Origin of the sequence: Providencia sp. R33 (genome assembly GCF_019343475.1) — a bacterium.
GTDB lineage: Bacteria > Pseudomonadota > Gammaproteobacteria > Enterobacterales > Enterobacteriaceae > Providencia.
The window spans coordinates 3,214,941-3,224,791 of record NZ_CP072453.1 but is presented as its reverse complement, the minus strand read 5'-3'; the positions used below and the strand labels follow the sequence as shown (position 1 = coordinate 3,224,791).

Here is a 9,851-nt window from a genome sequence, read left to right as displayed (position 1 = left end):
TACCTATCCTTTTGGATGCAATAGAGACTGACAATGAAGATAAAATTAAGAATCTACTCGCCGATCTAACTAAAATTAACGAAATAGATAAATTAGAAGTTATTGATCTCAAAAATAATAGACAGTATAAAAAAGAAATATCTTCCTTGCCGAAGGAAAAAGCATGGTACCTTACAATTATTGATATTGAGGTCTCAGTAAAATCCCCTATTTATTCTGGCTTGAAAGGCTCGTCGAGTGATGTTATCGGCTACGTCACCTTTTATACTAATACGATGCATGCCTATGAAGTATTTTGGTTTCGTTTTATTTCGCTGCTTTTAAGCTATACCATTCTATCCGCGATCATATTGTGTTTTTTAGCTTGGCAATTAAATAAAAGATTGGTTTACCCATTAAAGTCTATCATCTACCAATTAAAAAGCGTTCCTCAAAACGGTGAACAATTTCATCAGCTCAAGCTAAGTTCAGAAGAAGATAATGATGAACTTGGAATGTTAGTACGTAGCTATAACGATAATCAATTAGCACTGCAAAGAGCCAAAAAATCAATTAGTCAATTGTCAACGCATGATCCGATTTCATTGTTGCCAAATATGACGCTATTTCACCCCGTTTTTGAACAGCACTTGCTCTCTTCTTTTGGGGCATTTAGCAGTTTGATTATTATATCAGTAGATACGTTACAGGAAACAATAGGTGTCCTTAATGCGGAGCAGCAAAAAACCTTGATCCGTAAGCTCGTCGCTCGTATGAAAAGCGTTATTGACCAGACGGATTTGTTGGGTCAGCTTGCACCCGATCGGTTTATTATCTTGCTAAGGGAAGTTGATACCCCTTATCAAGTGATGAATACAGCTCAAAACTTGATGTCTGAAGTGACTGAAATTGTCTCTGTCGATGATATGACACTACGCTCTAGTGCCCGCATTGGCGTTTCCTATCAAAAAAGTTTGTCTGAAACAATTTCGAGTGCGGCTAAATTAGCGGAAAGTATGATTGCTCAGGCTACATCGGCATTGAATACGGCGATGCGTGAGGGGAAAAATCAGATAGTCTTCTTCCAACCAAGTTTAACGGATAAAGCGAAAGAACGATTAGTGCAAGAAGCTGAAATTGTTAAAGCACTTGAGGAGGGCGAATTTTCATTATACTTACAGCCGCAGGTGGATTTAAATACGAATCAGCTCAGTGGCGCTGAAGCGTTAGTCAGATGGACTACACTCGGTGGAAATGTGAACTCACCGGCAGACTTTATCCCATTAGCGGAAGAAATGGGGGGAATTGTGCCTTTGGGTGAATGGGTATTGACTGAATCATTTAAAGTTTTATCAAACTGGCGAATACTCGGAATTAACATTCCAATCTCTTTGAATATTTCAGGGGTGCAGCTTTCTCACGAAAATTTTGCTGCGTCGATAAAGGATAAGCTAGCTCAATTTGATGTACCTGCAGATAAATTGCATATTGAGATCACAGAAACTGCAAGTATTTCAAACCTTGCACGAGCGGCAGAACAACTGAAAGAGCTTCGTTCCTTAGGTATTAAAGTTGCATTAGATGACTTTGGTATTGGTTACGCGGGACTGAATTACTTGAATCAGCTACCTGTTGATATTATTAAAATTGATCGCAGTTTTATTCAGCAAATCCCAGATGAAAACTCACTTATTAAAGTTATTAGCTTAATCGGAAGCGCATTATCTATCGACATTATCGCCGAAGGTGTTGATTCACAAGCTAAATGTGACTGGTTATTAGCGAATGGTATTCATTATATTCAAGGTTATTGGTTCTCGCCTGCTTTACCTGTTGGTGAATTTAACCGTAAATATCAATATAAATGACATTCAATAGATAATGATTTTTAGTGGCGCTATCTTCTGTTTATTCGCGCCACGAGAAAGAGAAAATGATCTTCTTTTTTACTCATTGAATGACATCGTCATTCATCAATTATCATAACAACTTCAAAGCCCCTTTAGAATTTCAAAGACGAGAGGCACTTCATATTTCATCATGATTTCAAATTTAGATTATCTATAAATATTGATTTAATTAATATTAAATAATTACTTTCATATTTAAAGGTAGTTAATTATTTTCATGATGACCCATGATAAAAAGATATTTCAATTTATTGAAAGAACAGTTTTTCTGTCATTCTTTAATAACAAAATGAGGATTTCATACTTTTATATTATTTTGAAAAACAATAAAAAATCTGCCTTTTTTAAGTGAGTTATGAGCACACACAAAACCCTTGTTTTTGTATGGAATAATTGATCGCGCACAATACCTATCTATATGCCCGCTATAAAATAACGATTGAAATCAGAGAAGTGAAAATACCAAAAATAAATTACAAAAAATTATTTTATAACTTTAAGAAGCAATGTTAAGTGAGGCAGATATGGATAAAGCATTATCTGATGGGTTACTCCAATCGGAGATCAGCCGTCGAAAACTAATGCAAACCAGCACTGTGGGCGGGCTTGCGCTTGCTAGCGGTGCATTAAGTTTACCTTTTAGCAATGTCGCCAATGCTACTGAAGCGATGCCAACCCCTGAAGAAAAAATTGTCTGGAGTGCGTGTACCGTTAACTGTGGAAGCCGTTGTCCGCTGCGTATGCACGTGGTGGATGGTGAAATCAAATACGTTGAAACCGATAATACAGGGGATGACGTGTATGGTGATAAGCACCAAGTTAAAGCTTGTCTGCGTGGTCGTTCCATGCGTCGCCGTGTGTATAATCCTGACCGATTGAAATACCCAATGCTGCGTGTTGGTGCGCGTGGTGAGGGAAAATTTAAGCAAATTAGTTGGGAAGAAGCATACGACCTCATTAGCGGCAATCTCAAACGTATTATTAAAGATTACGGCAATGAAGCCGTCTATTTAAACTACGGGACAGGTACCTTGGGCGGTACTGTTGCGCGTTCATGGCCGCCTGCTAACTCGCCAATTGCGCGTTTAATGAACTGCACCGGTGGTTATTTAAACCATTATGGTACATACAGCACAGCACAAATTAGCTGCGCAATGCCGTATACCTACGGCAGTGGCGCGGGTAACAGCGTTTCTGATATCGAAAATTCTAAATTGGTGGTGTTGTTCGGAAATAACCCAGCTGAAACACGGATGAGCGGCGGGGGGATCACTTACCAATTAGAGCAGGCACGTGAGCGTTCCAATGCACGAATGATTGTTATCGACCCTCGTTATACTGACACCGCCGCAGGGCGTGAAGATGAGTGGATCCCAATTCGTCCGGGTACTGATGCCGCATTAGTGGCGGGGCTTGCCCATGTATTGATCACGGAAGATTTGGTTGATCAGCCATTCTTAGACAAATATTGCGTTGGATATGACGAAAAAACGCTCCCTGCGAATGCACCAAAAAATAGCCATTACAAAGCCTATATTTTAGGGCAAGGGGATGATGGCATTGAAAAAACGCCTCAATGGGCAGCAAAAATTACCGGTATCCCTGCCGATAAAATTATCAAACTAGCGCGAGAAATCGGTAGTGCGAAGCCTGCTTATATCAGCCAAGGCTGGGGGCCGCAGCGCCATTCAAACGGTGAGCAAACTGCTCGTGCGATTGCCATGTTACCGATTTTAACGGGGAACGTGGGAATTAGCGGAGGGAATACAGGGGCGCGTGAAGGTAATTACGATATCCCCTTTGAGCGGATGCCAACCCTTGAGAACCCTGTTAAAACCAGTATTTCGGTGTTTTTATGGACGGACGCCATTGAACGTGGCCCTGAAATGACGGCAACCCATGATGGTGTTCGTGGTAAAGATAAACTGGACGTGCCAATTAAATTTATTTGGAACTACGCCAGTAACAGCTTGATTAACCAGCATTCTGATATCAATAAGACCCATGACATTCTTCAGGATGATAAAAAATGCGAAATGATTGTGGTGATTGATAACCACATGACTGCATCGGCAAAATATGCGGATATTCTTCTGCCAGATTGCACCGCATCGGAACAAATGGATTTTTGTCTTGATGGTGCCGCCAGTAACATGGGCTACGTGATTTTTGCCAGCCAAGCCATTGAACCACGTTTTGAAAGCAAAACTGTGTATGAGATGTGTACAGAAATCGCCCGTCGTATGGGGGTTGAAGATAAGTTCACCGAAGGGCGTACACAAGAAGAATGGTTGCGCCATCTGTATGAAATTTCAAGAGAAAAACTGCCTGAGTTACCAGATTTTGAAACTTTCCAGCAGCAAGGGATCTACAAAAAAATGAACCCGCAAGGGCATGTCGTGGCACACAAAGCGTTCCGCGAAGACCCAATAGCGAACCCACTAAATACCCCATCGGGTAAAATTGAGATTTACTCTGACCGCTTAGCGGATATCGCGAAAACGTGGACCCTTGAAGAAGGTGACTTAATTTCGGCTATCCCGATGTATTCCCCGGGCTTTGAAAGCCATGAGGACAAACTGACCGAGCAATACCCGCTGCAATTGAGCGGCTTCCATTATAAATCCCGTGTTCACTCTACGTATGGCAACGTCGACGTGATTAAAGCCGCGTGTTTACAAGAAATGTGGATCAACCCGATTGATGCTGCGCGTCGCAATATCAAAAATGGCGATATGGTGCGTATTTTCAATGATCGTGGTGAAGTGCACATCAATGCCAAAGTGACACCGCGGATCATCCCAGGTGTTGTCGCAATGGGGGAAGGGGCGTGGTATGCGCCAGATGAAAACAAGATAGACCATGGGGGAAGCCTTAACGTTCTGACCACGCAGCGCCCGTCGCCGCTGGCAAAAGGCAACCCGCAGCACAGTAATCTTGTTGAAGTAGCTCGGGTATAGGGAGGGGATAAATCATGACAACACAATATGGTTTTTATATTGATTCAGCCCGTTGTACGGGGTGTAAAACGTGCGAATTAGCGTGCAAAGACTACAAAAATTTATCTCCTGAAGTGAATTTTAGGCGCATTTACGAGTACACGGGCGGTGACTGGCAAGAAGATAACGGCGTCTGGCACCAAAATGTGTTTAGTTATTACTTGTCAATTTCGTGCAACCACTGTGAAGACCCTGCGTGCGTCAAAGTGTGCCCAAGTGGCGCAATGCATAAGCGCGAAGACGGCTTTGTAGTGGTGGATGAAAGTGTTTGTATCGGTTGCCGTTACTGCCACATGGCATGCCCATATGGTGCGCCACAGTTTAATGCCGAAAAAGGGCACATGACAAAATGTGATGGCTGTTATGAGCGTGTGGCTGAAGGGAAAAAACCGATTTGTGCCGAATCTTGCCCGCTGCGTGCGTTGGATTTTGGCCCAATCGAAGAGCTGCGTAAAACCTATGGCACATTGGCAGAAATCGCGCCATTGCCAGAAGCGCATTACACCAAACCGAATATTGTCATTAAGCCGAATGCCAATAGCCGCCCAGTGAACGATACCACGGGCCACTTAGCTAACCCAAGGGAGGTATAAGATGGGCAACGGATTACATGAATGGCCGCTGATCCTGTTTACGGTATTAGGACAAAGTATTGCGGGCGCACTGATTGTCACAGGTCTCGCGTGGTTATCGACGGATGATAAACTACAAAAGCAACGTATTGTGAATGCGATGCTGGCTTTGTGGGTGCTGATGGGCTTAGGGTTCTTGGCTTCCATGATGCATATGGGCTCGCCGCTACGTGCGTTTAACTCAATGAACCGTGTTTTTTCATCGTCACTCAGTAATGAAGTACTGTTTGGCTCCCTCTTTTTTGCATTAGGGGGCTTATGGTGGCTGCTGGCGGCGCTGAAAAAAATGCCTGAAGGACTCGGCAAAATTTGGTTGCTGGTTACGATGGCGATGGGGCTGCTATTTGTCTGGGCAATGACTCGCGTTTATATGATAAGCACCGTCCCGACATGGAACACGCCACACACCACGATTGGCTTCTTTATGACGGCCTTTGTGGTGGGGCCGATACTCGGCACGCTGTTATTACGTATTGCCAAGTTCCCGTGTCACAGTGGGCGACTCGCACTGATTAGCATCGTGGCGTATGTGGTTACGATTGCATTTGTGCTGGTACAAAGTGGTGAAATTGCGCTGATAGCAACGTCGGTGCAAAGTGCGAGTGCATTAGTGCCTGATTTTGGTACGCTGCAAATGGTTCGTTTAGTGGCAACAAGCCTTGGTTTGATGTTATGGATTATACCGCTAATGAAGCAAAACCAGCCATCCGTTATCAGTTTGTTCATCGGCACATTATTAGTGTTGTTCGGTGAATTAATTGGACGCGGGCTGTTCTATGGTCTACATATGACAGTAGGAATGGCAGTCGCCTAATCGGTAAAACATCTCAACGTAGGGAGCCAGTTTCCCTACGTTGAAAACGCAGAGACAATCAATATGCATGATGCGCAATTTCTTGAACACGTTGCTGTAACGGGGCGGGTTTTGGGTTCTTTATTTTATTTTGCTCCAGACAGTGAAAATAACGCGGAGCTTATCGCGATTTTGCGAGAGCCAACATGGCATGAAGAGTGGCCATTTGCGTTGGCATCACTCAATGAAATTAACGCATTATTTGCAGATTCAACAAAACAAAATGAGCCACTTGATGAAGCGTGGCAGCGGTTATTTATCGGCCCCTATGCCTTACCTGCACCACCTTGGGGCTCAGTGTGGTTAGATAAAGAAAATATTATTTTTGGGGATTCCACCGTTGAGCTGCGCCAATGGATGCGTTCAAAAGGTATTGAACCTGCCACAACGCAAAAAGAGCCAGAAGACCATATTGGTTTGATTTTGATGTTAGCCGCATGGCTGGCGGAGCAAGATAGGCACAATGACCTTGAGGAATTGCTAGCGTGGCACCTTTTACCATGGTCAGCACATTTTCTTGATGTTTTCGCCACGCAAGCTAACAGCAATTTTTACCGTGGGCTCGCCATGCTAACGCAAGAAACACTAGCGGGAATTCAAAAGCAATTATCTTTACCCATTATGCAAAAAACGGTGTATTACAAAGGGAATGTGCCTGAGTAACACATCGTCTATCCAAAAAAATAGCACCGTAGCCTAGGCCAACGGTGCTATGCAACGATTATTCAATCAATCATTGTTGCGCTTCGTTTTGTGAGACATACGGTGTGTAAACACCCGTTAAGCTCTTCAGGAAGGCGACAATATCGTCAACATCTTTTTGTGGTAACTCTTTACCCACTTGATAACGCAGCATCAGTTTGACTGCTTCATCTAAGCTTGCTACATCACCACGGTGGAAATACGGTGCGGTTAACTCAACATTACGCAGGGTTGGGACTTTCTGGCGCAGTTTATCGCGTTCCTCAGAGGTGACATTCATGCGGCCAATGTCTTGTGCAGTGACTTCACCAAATTCATAGTCTTTCTTCAAACCTAACGGTTCAAAAGAACGACCACCGAGGATCACGCCACCGTGGCAGGTCGCACATTTATTCTCTTTAAATAATTGGTAACCATGCAACTGTTGCGCTGTCAGTGCAGTGCTATCGCCACGTAACCAATTATCGAATGGTGAATCTGGGGTGATTAAGGTTTTTTCGAATTCCGCGATGGCATCTGTGATGCTGTCGCCCGTAAACCCTTCAGGGTAAACCGCATTGAAATCCTGTTTTAATACCGGGTCTTTATCCAGTTTTACAATGATTTCATCCCATGATTTGGACGCCATTTCGATTGGGTTTAATGGTGGGCCACCCGCTTGTGCTTGTAAGTCAGGGGCACGACCATCCCAGAATTGCTCGACGTTAAACACAGAGTTGAACACAGTTGGTGCGTTGATTGGGCCAACGGCACCGCCAACACCGATAGAGGTTTTACGACCATCAACACCACCCGCGTTTAGTGCGTGACAGTGAGCACAAGAGATGGTGCTGTCCCCTGACAAGCGAGCGTCATGGTACAGGCGAAAGCCTAATGCCACTTTCTTATCATCCACATCCAGTGATTTTGGAATTGGTTGGATTGGCTCATTGCGGTGCTCCGCCGCGGTGTCCTCGGTGGCATAATGCTCTGCGCGTTGCTTCGCAATCCAACCGAGTAATTTATTGCGTTCTTCGTCACTTACGCTACTTGCCCAGTGCAGTGCGACATAGCGTGTTGGTGGCATGGTGTGGTTCTGCATCACCCACTCAATTTTATTCAATTCGCTTTGAGGAACCGGTTCCCCAGCAATTAACGCAGCACGAGCAGCTTCAAGGTTAAAGGACTTATAACCCAGCTGAATATCGTACTCCATCAGTTGTTTAGCAATTGGAAATGAGGCATAAGCAGGTAAGTCAGTTGACGGCGTGTGACAGTAATCGCATCCTTTTTCGGCAAAGAATTGGAGGACTTGATTATTTTCTGCAATTTTAGATGTCTGAATGTCATTATTTTGTCTTCGTTGATCATCGTGGTACCACACATATCCCGATAACCCAAAATAACCGAGTAAAAGCAAAAATATGACAGCGACCGTAATGCGAGTAAGTTTTTTCATTACACTATCCTTGGAAGATTGCGGTCAAATATAATTAAATATTTTTAGTTAATATAATTCTACAGCCGGACTATGATGGGTAAATAAAGCAAAATGGTTCTTGATTTTTATCAATAATAACCATTGGTTTAATCGATTGATGAAATAAGATTTACCTATCAATAAGAATAAAATATATTTTTATCGTTTTTTATTTATCGCAACTAGGTGATTTTATTGAGTTATATTTGTTTTTGTGATTTTATTTTTATTTGAAATTATCATTTATTGCTGACTGGTCATTAATGATGACTTTGCTATTAATTCAAATAAATTAAGTAAATCTAACCAATTTCAATATAATTTAAGTCAGGTTTTATATTTATTGCAAATCAAATGCATATTTAAAAGGAATCAAATAAAGAAATAAATAAAGCATAAATTAAAAATAATGATGTAAAAATAGCGCATTATTTTTATTTTATTACCGTGAAATCGTTAAAAATAATTCAGCCAGTAAATTCTCACCTAAAATTCATTCCCTCCGAAAATATTTTTTGATGTAGATGCGTGTCGATAATGGCCATTTGCCGCCCTCACTTCATCGTCATTAGTGTCGAACCTTCCAAGGTCTTTATTTAATCTATTGATAAATAACAAAAATAATCATGGCATGAAATATGCTAATACAACTCCATCAATATGAATAATTCGACCAATTTGATTGGAGGGTAAGGCGAATGAATCGCTTTGTGATTGCCGACCCGCAACTCTGTATCGGATGTAATACCTGTATGGCTGCATGCTCAGAAACACATAAAGCACAGGGATTACAATCACATCCGAGACTAAGTGTGGTGAAAGTAGGAGAGCTAACCGCCCCGATGCTGTGCCGTCAGTGTGACGATGCACCGTGTGCGCGGGTGTGCCCAGTGAATGCGATTACACATGAAAATGACATGATCGTATTGAATGAGAGCCTGTGCATTGGCTGTAAGCTTTGCGGCCTAGTGTGCCCGTTTGGGGCGATTACGCCATCGGGTAGTAAACCTGTCGATATGCCTGATTTCTTTGAGCAATATGTGCCGAAAGAAATGCTGCTCGATGTGCCAGACAGCTTGCCGACCATGAACCCATTCTTAGCGTGGAATGCGGGTATTCGCAATATCGCCGTGAAATGCGATTTATGTGATTTTAGCGAAGATGGCCCTGCATGTGTGAAGGTTTGCCCAACCGATGCCCTCCATCTGGTTGAGGAAAACCAATTGGAAAACGAAAGTGCGAAACGCCGCAATGCGTCTGTCGATGCGATGCCGCCGGAGTTCGACATTTTTGTCTCACGGCAGGAGAACCTCTAAC

General features: G+C 42.9%; 7 protein-coding genes. 6 read left to right on the top strand and 1 reads right to left on the bottom strand.

The genetic code is table 11. The annotated features are described in order from the left end of the window. Nucleotides 1–146: 146 nt before the first annotated feature. From J6836_RS15090 to dmsD, 5 genes are all read left to right on the top strand, one after another. Nucleotides 147–1,847 carry an EAL domain-containing protein gene (locus tag J6836_RS15090; protein ID WP_219244806.1) on the top strand — a complete coding sequence of 567 codons (1,701 nt, stop codon included), beginning with the start codon at nucleotides 147–149 and terminating at the stop codon, nucleotides 1,845–1,847. Nucleotides 1,848–2,413: 566 nt separating this feature from the next. Further along, nucleotides 2,414–4,849 carry a DMSO/selenate family reductase complex A subunit gene (locus tag J6836_RS15085; RefSeq protein ID WP_219244805.1) on the top strand — a complete coding sequence of 812 codons (2,436 nt, stop codon included), beginning with the start codon at nucleotides 2,414–2,416 and terminating at the stop codon, nucleotides 4,847–4,849. A gap of 14 nt (nucleotides 4,850–4,863) precedes the next feature. Further along, nucleotides 4,864–5,481, top strand: a complete 618-nt coding sequence (locus J6836_RS15080) for a DMSO/selenate family reductase complex B subunit (protein WP_206083314.1) — start codon at nucleotides 4,864–4,866, stop codon at nucleotides 5,479–5,481. Nucleotide 5,482: 1 nt separating this feature from the next. After that, nucleotides 5,483–6,334 carry a DmsC/YnfH family molybdoenzyme membrane anchor subunit gene (locus tag J6836_RS15075; RefSeq protein ID WP_219244804.1) on the top strand — a complete coding sequence of 284 codons (852 nt, stop codon included), beginning with the start codon at nucleotides 5,483–5,485 and terminating at the stop codon, nucleotides 6,332–6,334. A 63-nt stretch (nucleotides 6,335–6,397) separates the two neighbouring features. Further along, the gene (gene dmsD, locus J6836_RS15070) at nucleotides 6,398–7,036 is read left to right on the top strand and encodes a Tat proofreading chaperone DmsD (RefSeq protein ID WP_219244803.1); all 639 of its coding nucleotides are present in this window, start codon (nucleotides 6,398–6,400) and stop codon (nucleotides 7,034–7,036) included. 70 nt (nucleotides 7,037–7,106) lie between these two features. Here dmsD and J6836_RS15065 read toward each other — a convergent pair whose 3' ends face one another. Continuing rightward, nucleotides 7,107–8,513: a cytochrome c peroxidase gene (locus J6836_RS15065; RefSeq protein WP_219244802.1), complete on the bottom strand. Its 1,407-nt coding sequence runs from the start codon at nucleotides 8,511–8,513 to the stop codon at nucleotides 7,107–7,109. A 719-nt stretch (nucleotides 8,514–9,232) separates the two neighbouring features. On the opposite strand from J6836_RS15065, the gene J6836_RS15060 reads away from it, so the two are divergent. After that, complete coding sequence (locus tag J6836_RS15060; RefSeq protein ID WP_219244801.1) at nucleotides 9,233–9,850, top strand: 4Fe-4S dicluster domain-containing protein; 618 nt, start codon at nucleotides 9,233–9,235, stop codon at nucleotides 9,848–9,850. Nucleotide 9,851: the final 1 nt, after the last annotated feature.

Bases quoted from the DNA above. Each gene is read 5' to 3' on its own strand.
- J6836_RS15085 (WP_219244805.1), top strand. From the start codon at position 2,414: ATGGATAAAGCATTATCTGATGGGTTACTCCAATCGGAGATCAGCCGT.
- J6836_RS15080 (WP_206083314.1), top strand. From the start codon at position 4,864: ATGACAACACAATATGGTTTTTATATTGATTCAGCCCGTTGTACGGGG.
- J6836_RS15075 (WP_219244804.1), top strand. From the start codon at position 5,483: ATGGGCAACGGATTACATGAATGGCCGCTGATCCTGTTTACGGTATTA.
- dmsD (WP_219244803.1), top strand. From the start codon at position 6,398: ATGCATGATGCGCAATTTCTTGAACACGTTGCTGTAACGGGGCGGGTT.
- J6836_RS15065 (WP_219244802.1), bottom strand. From the start codon at position 8,513: ATGAAAAAACTTACTCGCATTACGGTCGCTGTCATATTTTTGCTTTTA.
- J6836_RS15060 (WP_219244801.1), top strand. From the start codon at position 9,233: ATGAATCGCTTTGTGATTGCCGACCCGCAACTCTGTATCGGATGTAAT.